Raw genomic sequence first — 16553 nt, forward strand, 5'->3', positions numbered from 1 at the left:
GCCACACACTGCGAGGAGTGGAGCAGGATGCCCGAGCTGAGGTCCCGCACCGTCACCCACGGCCGCAACATGGCGGGCGCCCGCGCCCTCATGCGGGCCTCGGGCGTAGCGAGCGAGGACATCGGCAAGCCGATCATCGCCGTGGCCAACTCCTTCACCGAGTTCGTCCCGGGCCACACCCACCTCGCACCGGTCGGCCGGATCGTCTCCGAGGCGATCAAGGCGGCGGGCGCGGTCCCGCGCGAGTTCAACACCATCGCCGTCGACGACGGCATCGCCATGGGCCACGCCGGCATGCTCTACTCGCTGCCCTCCCGCGACCTCATCGCCGACTCCGTCGAGTACATGGTCGAGGCCCACTGCGCCGACGCCCTGATCTGCATCTCCAACTGCGACAAGATCACCCCCGGCATGCTGATGGCCGCCATGCGCCTCAACATCCCCGTGGTCTTCGTCTCCGGCGGCCCCATGGAGGCCGGCCAGGCCACCCTCGTCGACGGCACGGTCCGCAAGCTCGACCTCATCAACGCCATCGTCGACGCGGTCAACGAGAACGTCTCCGACGAGGACGTGCTGCGCATCGAGGAGAACGCCTGCCCGACCTGCGGCTCCTGTTCCGGCATGTTCACCGCCAACTCCATGAACTGCCTCACCGAGGCCATCGGCCTCTCCCTGCCGGGCAACGGCTCCGTCCTCGCCACGCACACGGCCCGCAAGGCCCTCTACGAGAACGCCGCCCGCACGGTCGTCGAGATCACCAAGCGCTACTACGAGGACGACGACGACTCCGTCCTCCCGCGCAACATCGCCACCCGCGCCGCCTTCGACAACGCCATGGCCCTCGACATCGCCATGGGCGGCTCGACCAACACGATCCTGCACCTGCTCGCCGCCGCCCAGGAGGCCGGGCTGGACTACGACCTCGGCGACATCGACGCCGTCTCGCGCCGCGTCCCCTGCCTCGCCAAGGTCGCCCCCAACGTCGCCCCCGGCGGCACGTACTACATGGAGGACGTGCACCGCGCCGGCGGCATCCCCGCCATCCTCGGCGAGCTCTACCGCGCGGGCCTCCTCAACGAGGACGTGCACACCGTCCACTCGCGCGGCATCAAGGAATGGCTGGAGGCGTGGGACGTGCGCGGCGGCTCGCCCACCCCCGAGGCCGTCGAGCTGTGGCACGCCGCCCCCGGCTGCGTCCGCTCCGCCACCGCCTTCTCCCAGTCCGAGCGCTGGGAGTCCCTCGACGTGGACGCCGCGGGCGGCTGCATCCGCGACGCCGCCCACGCCTACTCCAAGGACGGCGGCCTGGCGGTGCTGAAGGGCAACCTCGCCGTCGACGGCTGCGTGGTGAAGACCGCCGGCGTCGACGAGTCGATCTGGACCTTCGAGGGCCCGGCCGTCGTCTGCGAATCGCAGGAGGAGGCGGTCGACAAGATCCTGACCAAGTCGGTGAAGGAGGGCGACGTCGTCGTCATCCGTTACGAGGGCCCGCGCGGCGGCCCCGGCATGCAGGAGATGCTCTACCCCACGTCCTTCCTCAAGGGCCGCGGCCTCGGCAAGGCCTGCGCGCTCGTCACCGACGGCCGCTTCTCCGGCGGCACGTCGGGCCTGTCGATCGGCCACGCCTCGCCGGAGGCGGCGTCGGGCGGCACGATCGCCCTGGTGCAGGACGGCGACCGCATCCGCATCGACATCCCGAACCGTTCGATCGAACTCCTCGTCGACGAGCCCGAGCTCGCCGCCCGCCGCGAGGCCCTCGGCGGCACGTACGCCCCGAAGAACCGCGAACGCAAGGTCTCGGCGGCGCTGCGGGCGTACGCGGCGATGGCGACGAGCGCGGACCGGGGCGCGGTGCGGGACGTCAGCCTTCTGGAAGGCTGACCGACGGGGCCTTGAGCGGGCGGCCGGACGGCTGGGTGGCCGGGCGGCCTGGCAGCCGGGGCCGGAGGAGTGGTCGGCACCGCCGGACGTGTTGTCGGCGGGTTGCTCGCCGCGGCGGCGGGAGAAAAGCGCGGCAGCTCGTAACCCCGCCGGCGCTGCCGACCGCCGGCTACGGCTACGGCGGCGGCGGTGAACGGCGCTGCCGGACCGGGAGTGCACGGATGCCGGGCACCGGCACCATCCTTCCGCCGCGATGGTGCGCGACCCCGACGGCGGTGACCGGCGGTGCCGAACCGGGCGAGCCCGGGCTGGTCTCGGTCCGGCCGGTAGCCGGCGGCGCTTCGCCGCCGCGTCTGCGCAAGGCGCGAAATGCAGGGTGCCCCCCGCAGGGGTCAACGCAGGGGTCAACGTAGGGGGCAACGCAGGGGTCAACGCCAGCGCGCCGGATCCCGGGCGCTGACCGCGAACACCGTTCCGTCCGGCGCCGCGCCGAAGACCCGGCCGCCCGCCGCGACCGGCGCCGGCAGCAGATCGAGGTAGCCGCGCCCGGCCTTGGTCAGGCGGGGGGACGTCTGCCCGAGCAGCCTCCCCTTGGCCGTGCCGACGGCCAGCAGCCGCCCGTCCGCCGCCGAGAAGTACACCCGGTCACCGTCGGCGGCGACCAGCGCGGACGCATTGGCCACGGACGTGTCCAGCCGCCACAGCTGCCCCCGGCGCTCAGCCGTGCCCACCGCCGTCAGCCCGCCGTCCGTGGACAGCAGGTACACCGCATCACCCCGGGCCGCAGCGACCGCGCTCGCAACGTTGAGCGGCGTGGCGAGCGGCACGCGCATCTCACGTCGCGTGCCCGGCTCGTACCGGACGACGGCCGTCACCCGGTTGTCCTTGTCGGGAGCCGTCAGCAACAGCGCACCGTCCGGCCCGGCCCCCGCCCCCACCGCGGTCAGATCGCCGTCGGCCGTCCGCTCCCACAGCGTCGTCCCCCGCGCCGGGTCGACCGCGAGGATCCGCGTGCGGTGGCGGCCCTGACCGGCCGGCGCCACGGCGTAGACCGGCCCCCGGCCGTAGAACGAGAAGACCGGCTTGGACCGCTCCGGCAGCCCCAGCCCGTGCCGCCAGCGCTCCTTGTTCGTACCGCCGTCGACGGCCGTCACCGTGCCGTCGGCGGCGACCAGCAGCACGGTGTCGCCCGCGTGGTACACCCGGCCGCGGTACGCGGACACGTCCCGCGTCCAGCGCGGCTCGCCATCCGCCGGATCCAGCGCCGACAGCCGCCCGCCGTCCCCCGACAGGACGTGGACGAGACCGCCGGAGACCACGGGGGCGGGGGCGGTAGAAGTAGAAGAGGAGGCGGAGGCCGACCCGGAGGCGGACCCGGAGCCTCCGTCGCGGGCGCTCCTCCGCCAGGCGACCTTGCCGTCGGCGGCGTCGATACGAGCCGCCTGCACGCCTCGCGCGGAGCAGTACAGCGCGTCCCCTCCGTACACACAGGACCCCGCCCGCACCGTGCCGTCCCCCGCCGCGCCCTCCGGCACGGACGTCTCCCAGGGCCGCCAGTCCGCCGAGGCCACGGTGGGCCGCGTCTGCAGCGGCCGGTCCGCGTCGCCGCTGCGGCTCAGCGCCCACGTCGCGCCGGCGACGAGCACGGCGGTCGCGACACCGGCGGCGACGAGCCACGGCAGACGGCGCCGCCGGGGGAGGGGAGAGGCCGGGGCAACTGGCCCGGAGAGGGAAGAGGGAGGAGAAGAGGGAGAGGTCGGGGCGTCCTCACGAGCGTGGGGGACGCGGACATGCGTCGGCACGGACGCGTCCAGCACGGCCGCCTCGACGAGACGACCCCCGTACTGCGGAACCCGCGGCAGCCGAGCCATGATCTCGTCCGGCGTCGGCCGCTGCTCCGGCTCCTTCGCCAGGCAGTCCTGGATCAGCGGTACGAGATCGGCCGGCACGCCCGTCAGGTCCGGCTCGGTGTGCACCACCTGGTACGCGACGATGTACGGGCTCTCCGACTCGAACGGCCCCCGCCCGGTCGCGGCGTGCACGAGCAGCGAGGCCAGCGCGAACACATCCGCCGCCGGCCCCACCTCGCGCGGCCGCTGGAACTGCTCCGGCGCCATGAACGGCGGCGTACCGATCAGCTTCCCGGTCTCGGTCCGCAGCTCACTGTCGTAGGGGCGCGAGATGCCGAAGTCGATGACCTTGGGCCCGTCCTCGGCGAGCAGCACATTGCTCGGCTTGAGGTCCCGGTGCACGACGCCGGCCCGGTGGATGTCCCGCAGCGCCTCCGCCAGCCCGGCCGCCAGACGCCGCACCTCCGCCGGCCCGAGAGGCCCGTTCCGCTTCACGCGCTCGGAGAGGGTGGGGCCGGGGATGTAGAGGGTGGCCATCCAGGGCCGCTCACCGTCGGGGTCGGCATCCACGAGGGGCGCGGTGAACGCACCGCTCACGCGCCGGGCGGCCGCGACCTCCTGCCGGAACCGCGCCCTGAACTCGGGATCCTCCGCGTATTCGGCGTGCACCACCTTGACCGCGAGCCGCATTCCGGAGGACGAGCGGGCCAGATGCACGACCCCCATGCCGCCGGAGCCGAGACGCCCTTCCAACCGGTACCGGCCGGCGAATTCCGGATCCTCCGCTTCCGGGCCCGTCCCGGCACTGCGCAGCGGCGGCATTCCCCCACCCCCGTTGTCTGTCGGCCGCGAAGTGCGCGGCTTCCGGAGCCTAATCGATGACATCCGGCAATCCCGGGAAGCCGTGCCGCGCCTTGCTAGCCTGCACTGCACATGACATTGCATGTCTTTGATCTACACAGCATTGATCAACACGTCATTGATCGACGGTGAACGCTCAAGCGGGGGAGGGGCCGAAAATGGCCACCAGCGAGATCAACGAGATCAACGGGACTGATGGGATCGACGGCGCCGGCAGCGCAATCGAGAACGACGCGCTGTCCGTCCAGTCGGCGGCCGGCACCATCTACTACCCGGTCGCCCCGGGTGAGCAGGTCAACGTACGCCGCGGCCCGAACACCGGCAGCCAGATCGTCCGCGTCCTCCCGGAGGACTCCCGCATCGCGATCCGCTGCCAGACCCGCGGCGAAACGATCACCGGCCCCTACGGCACCACCGACATCTGGGACAGCATCGCCCCCGGCCAGTACGTGTCCGACGCGTACGTGAAGACGGGCAGCGACGGCTTTGTGACCATCCGCTGCTCCTGATGGGGCCTCCGGCGGCTCCTGCCGGCTCCTGGCCCCGGTCGGGATAATCGAGACATGAGCGAAGAGCCGGAAGGACCTCAGCCGGAACCGATCAGGTTCTTCGGCACCACGTGGCTGAATCACGACGGCGGGTACGTCCTGCGCCGCGTCGGCGCGGGCCTCGGCGCACTGGCCGCCGCCGCGGCGGGCGCACTGGTCCTGCGCTTCGGCTACGAAGGCCTGGCCATCGCCCAGGTGGGCGGCCTGGTCAACACGATGGTGGTCGTCGCGTTCGCGGTGTGCAGCGCCCTGTCCTTCCGCCGCACCTGGGAACGCTTCGGCCGCCGCCCCGACCCCGGGGCCGACCCCCACGCCGAGCGGTCGATGCAGAGCCTGATGATGATCGGCTTCGTCGGCGCCCTGCTCGCCTACGCGCTCCGCACCCTCAAGGAAGCACCCGGCGAGCAGCTCCACCGCCGGGAGTACGAGGAGGCCGTCGCGCGGCACGAGCGACGGGGAGAGCGGAAGCGCCGTCGCAAGCGCTAGGGGGGTGGCAACACGGCCCCCAAACCTCGTGTAGTGTTCTCCGAGTTGCCGCGGGGTCCGCAAGGACGGCGGGGCAGCCACTCGAGCCGCACCGGCGGCAATCACCACTGCACGGCCCCTGAACGGGATGGATTTCGGCCTGCCGAAATTCGGACTGTGAAGGCCTCGGACTCCGATTAGGAGTCACCGGGGAAATCCGCTAAAGTAGTGATCACGCCGGAAGGCGCGAAACAAACCCCGCTCCAACAGGGGGCCGGAAACGGAATTCGGACCGACTGCTTCATTGAGAAGCGGAGAGACCGGAAAACGGATCTGGTAAGGTTGGAAACAACGAAGGGAAGCGCCCGGAGGAAAGCCCGAGAGGGTGAGTACAAAGGAAGCGTCCGTTCCTTGAGAACTCAACAGCGTGCCAAAAGTCAACGCCAGACTATAAAATACCCCGTCCTCGGTCATCTCTGACCGGGACGCGGTTCCTTTGAAAGTCCTGCCGGTCCTTCGGGAGCGAGCAGGCAACACAGCGAGGACGCTGTGAACGACCGGGATTATTCCTCCTGGTCGTTCCGCTCTCGTGGTGCTAACCGGATTACCGGTAAACATTCACGGAGAGTTTGATCCTGGCTCAGGACGAACGCTGGCGGCGTGCTTAACACATGCAAGTCGAACGATGAAGCCCTTCGGGGTGGATTAGTGGCGAACGGGTGAGTAACACGTGGGCAATCTGCCCTGCACTCTGGGACAAGCCCTGGAAACGGGGTCTAATACCGGATACGACCTGCCGAGGCATCTCGGTGGGTGGAAAGCTCCGGCGGTGCAGGATGAGCCCGCGGCCTATCAGCTTGTTGGTGGGGTAATGGCCTACCAAGGCGACGACGGGTAGCCGGCCTGAGAGGGCGACCGGCCACACTGGGACTGAGACACGGCCCAGACTCCTACGGGAGGCAGCAGTGGGGAATATTGCACAATGGGCGAAAGCCTGATGCAGCGACGCCGCGTGAGGGATGACGGCCTTCGGGTTGTAAACCTCTTTCAGCAGGGAAGAAGCGAAAGTGACGGTACCTGCAGAAGAAGCGCCGGCTAACTACGTGCCAGCAGCCGCGGTAATACGTAGGGCGCAAGCGTTGTCCGGAATTATTGGGCGTAAAGAGCTCGTAGGCGGCTTGTCACGTCGGATGTGAAAGCCCGGGGCTTAACCCCGGGTCTGCATTCGATACGGGCAGGCTAGAGTTCGGTAGGGGAGATCGGAATTCCTGGTGTAGCGGTGAAATGCGCAGATATCAGGAGGAACACCGGTGGCGAAGGCGGATCTCTGGGCCGATACTGACGCTGAGGAGCGAAAGCGTGGGGAGCGAACAGGATTAGATACCCTGGTAGTCCACGCCGTAAACGTTGGGAACTAGGTGTGGGCGACATTCCACGTCGTCCGTGCCGCAGCTAACGCATTAAGTTCCCCGCCTGGGGAGTACGGCCGCAAGGCTAAAACTCAAAGGAATTGACGGGGGCCCGCACAAGCAGCGGAGCATGTGGCTTAATTCGACGCAACGCGAAGAACCTTACCAAGGCTTGACATACACCGGAAACACCTAGAGATAGGTGCCCCCTTGTGGTCGGTGTACAGGTGGTGCATGGCTGTCGTCAGCTCGTGTCGTGAGATGTTGGGTTAAGTCCCGCAACGAGCGCAACCCTTGTCCTGTGTTGCCAGCATGCCCTTCGGGGTGATGGGGACTCACAGGAGACTGCCGGGGTCAACTCGGAGGAAGGTGGGGACGACGTCAAGTCATCATGCCCCTTATGTCTTGGGCTGCACACGTGCTACAATGGCCGGTACAATGAGCTGCGATACCGCGAGGTGGAGCGAATCTCAAAAAGCCGGTCTCAGTTCGGATTGGGGTCTGCAACTCGACCCCATGAAGTTGGAGTTGCTAGTAATCGCAGATCAGCATTGCTGCGGTGAATACGTTCCCGGGCCTTGTACACACCGCCCGTCACGTCACGAAAGTCGGTAACACCCGAAGCCGGTGGCCCAACCCTTGTGGAGGGAGCCGTCGAAGGTGGGACTGGCGATTGGGACGAAGTCGTAACAAGGTAGCCGTACCGGAAGGTGCGGCTGGATCACCTCCTTTCTAAGGAGCATATGGCCGACTGCGAGCGAATGACTCGCACGGTTGCTCATGGGTGGAACGTTGACTATTCGGCACAGTCGTGAGGGATCACTAGTACTGCTTCGGCGTGGAACGTGAATCCTGAGAGGCTGGGCCGGGCACGCTGTTGGGTATCTGAGGGTACGGACTTCGGTCCGACCTTCGCGATGCCGGCCCCAGTGAACTGCTGCGCTTGCGTGGTGGGTGATGGGTGGCTGGTCGTTGCTTGAGAACTGCACAGTGGACGCGAGCATCTGTGGCCAAGTTTTTAAGGGCGCACGGTGGATGCCTTGGCACCAGGAACCGATGAAGGACGTGGGAGGCCACGATAGGCCCCGGGGAGCTGTCAACCAAGCTTTGATCCGGGGGTGTCCGAATGGGGAAACCCGGCAGTCGTCATGGGCTGTCACCCGCTGCTGAACACATAGGCAGTGTGGAGGGAACGCGGGGAAGTGAAACATCTCAGTACCCGCAGGAAGAGAAAACAACCGTGATTCCGGGAGTAGTGGCGAGCGAAACCGGATGAGGCCAAACCGTATGCGTGTGATACCCGGCAGGGGTTGCGTATACGGGGTTGTGGGATCTCTTTTTCATAGTCTGCCGGCTGTGAGACGAGTCAGAAACCGTTGGTGTAGGCGAAGGACATGCGAAAGGTCCGGCGTAGAGGGTAAGACCCCCGTAGCTGAAACATCAACGGCTCGTTTAAGAGACACCCAAGTAGCACGGGGCCCGAGAAATCCCGTGTGAATCTGGCGGGACCACCCGTTAAGCCTAAATATTCCCTGGTGACCGATAGCGGATAGTACCGTGAGGGAATGGTGAAAAGTACCGCGGGAGCGGAGTGAAATAGTACCTGAAACCGTGTGCCTACAAGCCGTGGGAGCGTCGCGCATCGAGCTTGCTCGGTGCGTCGTGACTGCGTGCCTTTTGAAGAATGAGCCTGCGAGTTTGCGGTGTGTTGCGAGGTTAACCCGTGTGGGGAAGCCGTAGCGAAAGCGAGTCCGAATAGGGCGATTGAGTAGCGCGCCCAAGACCCGAAGCGGAGTGATCTAGCCATGGGCAGGTTGAAGCGGAGGTAAGACTTCGTGGAGGACCGAACCCACCAGGGTTGAAAACCTGGGGGATGACCTGTGGTTAGGGGTGAAAGGCCAATCAAACTCCGTGATAGCTGGTTCTCCCCGAAATGCATTTAGGTGCAGCGTCGTGTGTTTCTTGCCGGAGGTAGAGCACTGGATAGGCGATGGGCCCTACCGGGTTACTGACCTTAGCCAAACTCCGAATGCCGGTAAGTGAGAGCGCGGCAGTGAGACTGTGGGGGATAAGCTCCATGGTCGAGAGGGAAACAGCCCAGAGCATCGACTAAGGCCCCTAAGCGTACGCTAAGTGGGAAAGGATGTGGAGTCGCAGAGACAACCAGGAGGTTGGCTTAGAAGCAGCCACCCTTGAAAGAGTGCGTAATAGCTCACTGGTCAAGTGATTCCGCGCCGACAATGTAGCGGGGCTCAAGCGTACCGCCGAAGTCGTGTCATTTCAGCATGAGGGCCAACGCCCGCTGGGATGGGTAGGGGAGCGTCGTGTGCCGGGTGAAGCAGCCGCGGAAGCGAGTTGTGGACGGTTCACGAGTGAGAATGCAGGCATGAGTAGCGATACACACGTGGGAAACGTGTGCGCCGATTGACTAAGGGTTCCTGGGTCAAGCTGATCTGCCCAGGGTAAGTCGGGACCTAAGGCGAGGCCGACAGGCGTAGTCGATGGACAACCGGTTGATATTCCGGTACCCGCTTTGAAACGCCCAATATCGAATCAGGCGATGCTAAGTCCGTGAAGCCGTTCCGGATCCTTCGGGTGAGGGAAAGTGGTGGAGCCGACGACCCAGACTTGTAGTAGGTAAGCGATGGGGTGACGCAGGAAGGTAGTCCAGCCCGGGCGGTGGTTGTCCCGGGGTAAGGGTGTAGGCCGTGTGGTAGGCAAATCCGTCACACGTTAAGGCTGAGACCTGATGCCGAGCCGATTGTGGTGAAGTGGATGATCCTATGCTGTCGAGAAAAGCCTCTAGCGAGTTTCATGGCGGCCCGTACCCTAAACCGACTCAGGTGGTCAGGTAGAGAATACCGAGGCGTTCGGGTGAACTATGGTTAAGGAACTCGGCAAAATGCCCCCGTAACTTCGGGAGAAGGGGGGCCATTTCCGGTGATGGAATTTACTTCCTGAGCTGGGGGTGGCCGCAGAGACCAGCGAGAAGCGACTGTTTACTAAAAACACAGGTCCGTGCGAAGCCGTAAGGCGATGTATACGGACTGACGCCTGCCCGGTGCTGGAACGTTAAGGGGACCGGTTAGCTCCATTTCGGTGGGGCGAAGCTGAGAACTTAAGCGCCAGTAAACGGCGGTGGTAACTATAACCATCCTAAGGTAGCGAAATTCCTTGTCGGGTAAGTTCCGACCTGCACGAATGGCGTAACGACTTCTCGACTGTCTCAACCATAGGCCCGGTGAAATTGCACTACGAGTAAAGATGCTCGTTTCGCGCAGCAGGACGGAAAGACCCCGGGACCTTTACTATAGCTTGATATTGGTGTTCGGTTCGGCTTGTGTAGGATAGGTGGGAGACTGTGAAGCCGTGGCGCCAGCCATGGTGGAGTCGTCGTTGAAATACCACTCTGGTCGTGCTGGATGTCTAACCTCGGTCCGTGATCCGGATCAGGGACAGTGTCTGGTGGGTAGTTTAACTGGGGCGGTTGCCTCCTAAAGAGTAACGGAGGCGCCCAAAGGTTCCCTCAGCCTGGTTGGCAATCAGGTGTTGAGTGTAAGTGCACAAGGGAGCTTGACTGTGAGACCGACGGGTCGAGCAGGGACGAAAGTCGGGACTAGTGATCCGGCGGTGGCTTGTGGAAGCGCCGTCGCTCAACGGATAAAAGGTACCCCGGGGATAACAGGCTGATCTTCCCCAAGAGTCCATATCGACGGGATGGTTTGGCACCTCGATGTCGGCTCGTCGCATCCTGGGGCTGGAGTCGGTCCCAAGGGTTGGGCTGTTCGCCCATTAAAGCGGTACGCGAGCTGGGTTTAGAACGTCGTGAGACAGTTCGGTCCCTATCCGCTGCGCGCGTAGGAGTCTTGAGAAGGGCTGTCCCTAGTACGAGAGGACCGGGACGGACGAACCTCTGGTGTGCCAGTTGTCCTGCCAAGGGCATGGCTGGTTGGCTACGTTCGGGAGGGATAACCGCTGAAAGCATCTAAGCGGGAAGCCTGCTTCGAGATGAGGACTCCCACCCACTTGATGGGGTAAGGCTCCCAGTAGACGACTGGGTTGATAGGCCAGGTGTGGAAGACCGGTAACGGTTGGAGCTGACTGGTACTAATAGGCCGAGGGCTTGTCCTCAGTTGCTCGCGTCCACTGTGTAGGTTCTGAAGTAACGACCCGTGATTATGCCGGGTTGGTTAACTTCATAGTGTTTCGGTGGTCATAGCGTTAGGGAAACGCCCGGTTACATTTCGAACCCGGAAGCTAAGCCTTTCAGCGCCGATGGTACTGCATGGGGGACCGTGTGGGAGAGTAGGACGCCGCCGAACAAATTTTAGAAAAAGCCCTGGTGGGTTACCACCGGGGCTTTTTCGTATTTCCGGGCAGATTCACCGGATTCGCTTTATGCCAAGCGGTCCAGGCTGTCCCTCTCCACCGCCCCCAGCAGCGGCTCACCCCGCACCCACCGCCCGGCCTCCTCCACCGCATACGTCCCCAGCCGCCTCCCCTCACTTCCCTGAGCGCCGGCGATATGGGGTGTCACCAGCACATTCGGCAGGCGGAACAGCGCGTGCCCCCTTTTCAGCGGCTCCGGGTCCGTGACGTCGAGCCAGGCGTTCAACCGCCCCGACCTGCACTCGCGTTCCAGGCTTTCGGTGTCGACGATCGACCCCCGTGCCGTGTTGATGACCGTGCCGCCGTCCGGGATGAGGGCCAGATGGTCCGCGTCCAGCAAGCGATACGTGTCCGGTGTCCCGGGAGCGTGGACCGTCACGATGCCGGCGGCGCGGCAGAGGTCGGCCAGGCGGTCCATCCGCTCCGCACCCAGCCGTGCGGCTTCCTCGTCCGTCACGTACGGGTCGTAGAGCAGCACCCGGTATCCGGCAGCGGAAGCCCGTAGGCCGGCGATCACCCGTCGGCCGATACGGGAAGCACCGAGGACACCGACGGTCCGGCCGTCGGCGCCCTGCCGGTCTCGGAAGGCCGGCCAGCGGCCGCCGTCGGCGTACGCGGCGGCGGCAGGCAAGGCTCCCTTCGCCGCGAGCCCGATGGCCGCCAGGGTGAAGTCGGCGACCGGCCCCGCATTGGCGTCCGCCGCCGAGGAGACGACGAGCCGCCGTTCCCACACGGCCTCGGTCACCAGTTGCTTGACCGAGCCCGCCGCGTGGATGACGGCCCTCAGCTGCGGTGCCCCGTCGAGGACGGCCTTCGTCAGCGGCGGGCATCCCCACCCCGTGACGAGGATGTCCACGCCGCCCAGGCCGGCCGCGCGCGCGGGGAGCCCAAGCCCACCGCGCACCGGAAGCACCCGGATCTCACGTCCCGTCAATTCACTGAGCCGCTGCCGCAGATCGGGCGGCAGGACGACCGGCAGTTCATCCGCCCCCATGACCACGGCCACGCCGGCCCCACACGCCCGTTCATGCGTCATGCGCACCCCTCTGCCCACCCGTCAGAGAGCGAAAACACATTGCTCGTGCCGTCCGTCCGGGGCGACGATCAAAGGATGGAGCACATCATCAGGCCTGTGCAGGCGGGCGATTGGGAGAAGTCCAAGGAACTGCGGCTGACGGCGCTCTTGGACCCCGTGGCGTCCATCGCTTTCCTCGACACCTACGACAAGGCCGTCGTGCAGCCCGACAGTTATTGGCAGGAGCGGGCGCGGGCGAGCTCCGAGGCGTGCCGCGTCATCACGTTCGTGGCGGAGGCGCCCGACGGCAGCTGGGACGGCACGGTCACCGTCCTCGTCGAGGACCCTGAGGCGGAGGAAGGTGCCGTCTTCGGCGGTGCTCCGTCCGTACCGCAGACGCACATCGTCGGCGTCTTCGTCCGCCCCGAGCGGCGCGGGTCCGGCCTCATCCAGGCCCTCTTCGACGCCGCCGTCGAGTGGTCCTGGGCCCTCTCCGAGCCGCGCGTCGAGCGCATACGTCTCTTCGTCCACGAGGACAACGGCCGTGCCATGGCGGTCTACCGAAAGGCCGGCTTCGAGCCCACCGGCACGACCATCCCCATGCAGGGCGACCCCGATGCCAAGGAGTACGAGCTCGCGCTCGCTCGTCCCGCCGCTTGATGAGTTCCTGCACCGGCCTTCGCTCCCGCCTCCGCACCCGCACCCGCCTCGGCCTCCGCACGCGTATCCGGATCCGTAGCCCCTGGGCCGTGGACGCCCTGATCGCGGCCGTGGTGCAGGCCGCCGTGACCATCCCCTTCGTCGTGCCCCGCTCGGCGGACGTGCCGCCCGCCACCTGGGCGTTCTACGGGATGACCACGCTGTCCGTGTTGCCGCTCCTGTGGCGCAGCCGGGCGCCCCTGACGTGCCTGCTGGCGATCACCGCGGCCGGGATGGCCTATCTGCCCATGGACGGGCCCGGGCAGCCGATGCCGTACAGCCCGCTGGTGGCCATCTTCACGGTGGCCGCGCAGGCGGGGGTGCGGCAGCGGCGGGTGACGGTCGGGATCGGGCTGCCGGTCGTGGCCGTCGCGGTGGCCCTGCGGACCAATACGGCCCGCGAGTACCTCTTCGCCTTCTTCCTCTTCTCCATGGTGTACGCGCTCGGCGTGCTGGCGCGCACCCGGCAGGCGTACACCGAGGCCGTCGAGGCGCGCGCCGCGGAGCTGGAGCGGGCGCGGGTCGTGGAGGCCGAGCGGGCCGCCGAGCGGGAACGGGCGCGGATCGCCCGGGAGATGCACGACATCCTGTCGCACGCCGTCAGCCTGATGGTGGTGCAGGCGGAGGCCGGGCCCCTGGTCGTACGGTCGGATCCCGACCGGGCGGAGGCGGCGTTCGACGCGATCGCCGGGGCCGGGCGGGACGCGATGGTGCAGCTGCGGCGCATGCTCGGCGTGCTGAAGGAGGAGCCGGGGGAGTCGGGGGATCCGGGGGCCCCGAGCGGCGGCCCGAGGGAGCTGGCTCCGCAGCCCACCCTGGACGGTCTCGACTCCCTGGTCGGGGAGGTCCGGCGGGCGGGGCTGTCCGTGGTCCTGCTGACGGAGGGGGAGCCGCAGCCGCTCGCCGCCGATGCGCAGGTCACCGTCTACCGCGTGGTGCAGGAGGCGCTGACGAACGTCCTCAAGCACTCCGACGCGCGCTCGGTGTCCGTACGCCTCGCCTGGAAGCAGGGACAGGCGCAGGGACAGGGACAGGGGCAGGGGCAGCAGGGCGATCGGCATCGGCGGCTGTCCGTCACCGTGACGGACGACGGTACGGGCCTCCTCAAGCCGGGTGGCGCGGGCAGCGGAAGGGGACTGATCGGCATCCGGGAGCGGGCCGCCGCACACGGCGGGACCGCCTCGGCCGGGCCCGGTCCGGACGACCGCGGCTTCCGTGTTTGCCTGGAACTACCGGTCGTGATCTCCTCGCCTGCGGAGGTGGGGGCGGCATGACGATCCGTGTGGTGGTGGCGGACGACCAGGAGCTGGTGCGCAGCGGGTTCGCGATGATCCTGTCCGCCCAGCCGGACATCGAGGTCGTGGCGGAGGCCGGGGACGGTGCCGAGGCCGTGGCCGCCGTGCGGCGGCACGCGCCCGACGTCGTCCTCCTCGACATCCGCATGCCGCGCATGGACGGCATCGAGGCGGCCCGCACGATCTGCGCGGAGACCGGCTGCCGGGCCGTCATGCTCACGACCTTCGACCAGGACGACTACGTCTACGAGGCGTTGCACGCGGGGGCCAGCGGGTTCCTGCTCAAGGACGTGCGGCGTGACGACCTCGTGCATGCCGTGCGGGTCGTGGTCGCCGGCGACTCCTTGCTCGCGCCGTCCGTGGCCCGTCGCCTGGTCGCGGACTTCACGAGCCGCGGGCAGGCCGCCACGGCCGGGCCGGAGCTGGGGGCGCTGACCGCGCGCGAGCGCGAGACGCTGCTCCTCCTCGGGCGCGGGCTGTCGAACGCGGAGATCGCGGCCGAGCTGGTGGTCAGCGAGCACACGGTGAAGACCCACGTCAGCAACGTGCTGTCGAAGCTCGGGCTGCGGGACCGGATCCAGGCGGTGATCTGCGCGTACGAGAGCGGGCTGATCGCTCCCGGCGGCTGACCGCGCGCCGCGCACGGTTCGCTTCCCCCTTCCCCCCTTCCCCCTTTCCCTTTCCCTTTCCCTTTCCCTTCCCTTTTCCCGTCCTCTCCCTCGTGCGCCCTCCCTCGTGCGACGGAGGCGGGCAGCACCGAATACCCCTCGCTCCGGCGATCCGCCGGCTCGCGCCGCTCACGAGGATGGACTCCGTCGTAGAGATCCAGCTGCAGCCCGGCTGCAGCGATGCAGCAGTCCTCAGGGGGAAACCACCGTGCGCCGTACCCGAATCGCCGTCCTCGCCGCGACCGTCGTCGCCCTGGGGGTGACCGCGGCCGGGCCCGCCGCGGCAGTCGTCACCCGTGACGCCCGTGACGCCCGTGGCACCAGTGCCACAGCCGCTCACACAGCCGCCCACACCGCCGCGCTCGCCAAGGCCGCGGCGCTCCGGAAGGCGATCGACGGACTGCCCGCCGCCGACGCAACCGCCGCGCAGGTCCGCTACAAGGGCGAGGACCTGCGCTGGAGCGGGGCGGCGGGCCGGGCCGACCTGTGCACGCACCGGCCGGTCAAGGGCGACGAGCGCTTCCGCGCGGGCAGCATCACCAAGACGTTCACGGCGGCCGTCGCCCTCCAGCTCGTCCACGAGAAGAAGCTGGACCTCGACGGTACGGTGCAGCACTACCTGCCCGGCCTGCTGCCCGCTCACTACCCGGACGTCAAGGTCCGGCAGCTGCTCGACCACACGAGCGGCCTGCCGGGCGGGGACATCCGCGAGGCGCCGAAGAGCCCCGGCTGGGACAAGGGCCGCTACACCACCTGGGACCACCGGGCGCTCGTCCAGGCAGGCTTCGGCAAGCCCATGGAGTTCACCCCCGGCACCCGGCAGCACTACTCCAACATCGGTTACAACGTGCTGGGGCTGCTGGTCGAGAAGGTCACGGGCCGGACGTACGAGCAGGAGCTGCGGGATCGGGTGGTCGACCGCGTCGGGCTCGAGGACACCTACAGCCCCGGGGCGGACCCCCGCATCAAGGGCCGCCACACGCACGGCTACGAGGCGATCAAGGACGCCGGCGGCGGCACCCGGCTCGTCGACACCACCGAGTGGGACCAGTCCGAGACGTGGGCCTCCGGCGACCTCATCACGACGACGGCCGATCTGGAGCGCTTCGCCTCCGCCCTCTTCGCCGGGCGCGTCGTGCCGCAGCAGGAGCTGAAGCTGATGTTCACCGTGCCCGAGGTGCCCACGTACGGGAGCTCGAGGCCGGCCGCGTACTCCAGCGGCCTCACGCGCATCCAGCTCGTCAAGGACGGCCCGGTCTACTGGGGCAAGTCCGGGAGCCGTTACGGGTACCTCAGCGGCTTCGGGGCCACGCAGGACGGGACGCGGTCGCTCGTCTACTCGGTGAACTCCACCGATGCGAAGGGGGACGCCGCGACGGCCCCGGACTCGCGCATCGGCCGGATCATCATGGCGGGCCTCGGCGAGCCCTCGGCCTAGCTTGCGCCCCGGGCTCCGCCCGCTCCCCTCGCATC

Annotated in this window: 9 protein-coding genes and 3 rRNA genes; 10 read left to right on the forward strand and 2 right to left on the reverse strand. The window is 67.4% G+C overall.

Features of this window, described 5'->3' with window-relative positions:
• Positions 1–27: 27 nt before the first annotated feature.
• Positions 28–1881: a dihydroxy-acid dehydratase gene (gene ilvD, locus AS857_RS26020; protein WP_058045659.1), complete on the forward strand. Its 1854-nt coding sequence runs from the start codon at positions 28–30 to the stop codon at positions 1879–1881.
• Positions 1882–2309: 428 nt separating this feature from the next.
• Here the strand turns inward: ilvD and AS857_RS26025 are convergent, their stop codons facing one another.
• The gene (locus AS857_RS26025) at positions 2310–4553 is read right to left on the reverse strand and encodes a protein kinase domain-containing protein (RefSeq protein ID WP_058045660.1); all 2244 of its coding nucleotides are present in this window, start codon (positions 4551–4553) and stop codon (positions 2310–2312) included.
• Positions 4554–4750: 197 nt separating this feature from the next.
• Here AS857_RS26025 and AS857_RS26030 point away from each other — a divergent pair, with 197 nt between their 5' ends.
• From AS857_RS26030 to rrf, 5 genes are all read left to right on the forward strand, one after another.
• Entirely contained in the window at positions 4751–5101 is a 351-nt protein-coding gene (locus tag AS857_RS26030) for a hypothetical protein (RefSeq protein ID WP_058045661.1), read from the forward strand.
• Between the two features lie 54 nt (positions 5102–5155).
• A complete protein-coding gene (locus AS857_RS26035; RefSeq protein WP_058045662.1) occupies positions 5156–5626 on the forward strand; it encodes a hypothetical protein in 471 nt (156 codons plus the stop codon).
• 596 nt (positions 5627–6222) lie between these two features.
• Positions 6223–7746: ribosomal RNA gene (locus AS857_RS26045) — 16S ribosomal RNA — on the forward strand.
• A gap of 276 nt (positions 7747–8022) precedes the next feature.
• Positions 8023–11145, forward strand: a 23S ribosomal RNA gene (locus AS857_RS26050).
• Between the two features lie 74 nt (positions 11146–11219).
• Positions 11220–11336: ribosomal RNA gene (rrf, locus tag AS857_RS26055) — 5S ribosomal RNA — on the forward strand.
• The 16S, 23S and 5S rRNA genes sit together here, the layout of an rRNA operon.
• Before the next feature lie 74 nt (positions 11337–11410).
• On the opposite strand, the gene AS857_RS26060 is transcribed toward rrf, so the two are convergent.
• Positions 11411–12439, reverse strand: a complete 1029-nt coding sequence (locus AS857_RS26060; protein ID WP_245700516.1) for a hydroxyacid dehydrogenase — start codon at positions 12437–12439, stop codon at positions 11411–11413.
• 75 nt (positions 12440–12514) lie between these two features.
• Between AS857_RS26060 and AS857_RS26065 the strand changes: the two genes are divergently transcribed.
• The 4 genes from AS857_RS26065 to AS857_RS26080 all read left to right on the forward strand — a co-directional run bounded on the left by AS857_RS26065 (position 12515) and on the right by AS857_RS26080 (position 16518).
• Complete coding sequence (locus AS857_RS26065) at positions 12515–13078, forward strand: GNAT family N-acetyltransferase (protein WP_058045664.1); 564 nt, start codon at positions 12515–12517, stop codon at positions 13076–13078.
• Positions 13078–14391: a sensor histidine kinase gene (locus tag AS857_RS26070; RefSeq protein ID WP_079110630.1), complete on the forward strand. Its 1314-nt coding sequence runs from the start codon at positions 13078–13080 to the stop codon at positions 14389–14391. Before AS857_RS26065 ends, AS857_RS26070 begins: the two co-directional genes overlap by 1 nt.
• Positions 14388–15041: a response regulator gene (locus AS857_RS26075; protein WP_058045665.1), complete on the forward strand. Its 654-nt coding sequence runs from the start codon at positions 14388–14390 to the stop codon at positions 15039–15041. The genes AS857_RS26070 and AS857_RS26075 overlap by 4 nt, the downstream gene beginning before the upstream one ends.
• Positions 15042–15288: 247 nt before the next feature.
• On the forward strand, positions 15289–16518 hold the full coding sequence (locus AS857_RS26080; RefSeq protein ID WP_063804361.1) for a serine hydrolase domain-containing protein: 1230 nt from the start codon (positions 15289–15291) through the stop codon (positions 16516–16518).
• Positions 16519–16553 lie beyond the last annotated feature (35 nt).

Origin of the sequence: Streptomyces roseifaciens (assembly GCF_001445655.1) — a bacterium.
Taxonomy (GTDB): domain Bacteria; phylum Actinomycetota; class Actinomycetes; order Streptomycetales; family Streptomycetaceae; genus Streptomyces; species Streptomyces aureoversilis.

What these genes read in the sequence shown, in the direction of transcription:
- AS857_RS26075 (WP_058045665.1), top strand. Translation starts at nt 14,388, where the DNA reads ATGACGATCCGTGTGGTGGTGGCGGACGACCAGGAGCTGGTGCGCAGC.
- AS857_RS26060 (WP_245700516.1), bottom strand. Translation starts at nt 12,439, where the DNA reads ATGACGCATGAACGGGCGTGTGGGGCCGGCGTGGCCGTGGTCATGGGG.
- AS857_RS26065 (WP_058045664.1), top strand. Translation starts at nt 12,515, where the DNA reads ATGGAGCACATCATCAGGCCTGTGCAGGCGGGCGATTGGGAGAAGTCC.
- ilvD (WP_058045659.1), top strand. Translation starts at nt 28, where the DNA reads ATGCCCGAGCTGAGGTCCCGCACCGTCACCCACGGCCGCAACATGGCG.
- AS857_RS26030 (WP_058045661.1), top strand. Translation starts at nt 4,751, where the DNA reads ATGGCCACCAGCGAGATCAACGAGATCAACGGGACTGATGGGATCGAC.
- AS857_RS26035 (WP_058045662.1), top strand. Translation starts at nt 5,156, where the DNA reads ATGAGCGAAGAGCCGGAAGGACCTCAGCCGGAACCGATCAGGTTCTTC.
- AS857_RS26070 (WP_079110630.1), top strand. Translation starts at nt 13,078, where the DNA reads ATGAGTTCCTGCACCGGCCTTCGCTCCCGCCTCCGCACCCGCACCCGC.
- AS857_RS26025 (WP_058045660.1), bottom strand. Translation starts at nt 4,553, where the DNA reads ATGCCGCCGCTGCGCAGTGCCGGGACGGGCCCGGAAGCGGAGGATCCG.